Here is an 895-nt window from a genome sequence, read left to right as displayed (position 1 = left end):
GCCGCCGGGCCGGTCGGCGCACGGCCGCGGGCGACCCGGAACAGGGTGTCGAGATCGGTCTCGCCATGGCGGTGGCGGGCAGGCACCGCATCTACCAGCAGGCTGGTGCCGAGCACCTGATCGTACCAGGCAAAGTCGCCCACCGGCAGCAGATTGACCCCGGCGCCGTGCTGGGCCTGCCAGTGGCGCTCACGCAGCGTCTTGCCCACGGCAACGAGTTCGGCCTGAGTGGTCTCGCCACGCCAGTAGGATTCGAGGGCAAATTTCAGCTCGCGCTTGGCGCCGATACGGGGGAAGCCCAGGGTGTGTGCTCGTGTCATAGGTTCATTTCCTTATGCTCATTCATCTGATGGGAAACTGGATGATTTAGCCATCCAGATGTTTACACATCCAAAATGACAAGATAAGGTGACGCTGGCTATTGAATCCTCTTCAAGTGGCTCTCAAATAATCCTCAACTGACCGCCGGTAAGGTTCACCGCGAGGATACAGAGGCCGATTTTTACAGGTGCAAGAGGTGCCGCAGTCAAGAAGCGCAGCAGGCCACCGCCGACCGCAACCTCAGCGCCATACGCAATCTCACAAGGAGCCATCTTATGGCAGTGCCAAGCAATGCAGGGATAGAGATCAAACACTTGAAAACATTGACCGCGCTGGCCGAGCAGGGCTCGCTGGCCGGTGCGGCGCTGACCCTCAACCTCACCCAGTCCGCCCTCTCCCACCAGCTCAAAGAGCTGGAGACCCGCCTCAATCTGGAGCTCTACCTGCGCAAAAGCCGCCCGCTGGTGCTGACCGCGGCAGGCGGCCAGCTGCTCGCCCTCGCCCGTCAGGTACTGCCCGCTCTGGCCCAGACCGAGAAACAGTTGCAAGCCCTGCAGAGCGGCGATGCGGGCAG

1 protein-coding gene and 1 pseudogene are annotated in these 895 nt (G+C 61.8%); one reads left to right on the top strand and one right to left on the bottom strand.

Annotated elements, in window-relative coordinates; translation table 11 throughout:
* Positions 1–320: pseudogene (locus L972_RS21755) on the bottom strand (5-methyltetrahydropteroyltriglutamate--homocysteine S-methyltransferase); the annotation flags it as partial.
* Positions 321–596: 276 nt separating this feature from the next.
* Here L972_RS21755 and L972_RS20640 point away from each other — a divergent pair.
* Positions 597–895: LysR family transcriptional regulator (locus tag L972_RS20640; protein ID WP_047436743.1), on the top strand; the 299-nt coding region annotated here is incomplete at its 3' end.

The organism is Aeromonas sp. ZOR0001 (genome assembly GCF_000801015.1).
In the GTDB taxonomy this organism is placed as follows: domain Bacteria; phylum Pseudomonadota; class Gammaproteobacteria; order Enterobacterales; family Aeromonadaceae; genus Aeromonas; species Aeromonas veronii.
This window is presented reverse-complemented; position numbering and strand designations above follow the sequence as displayed.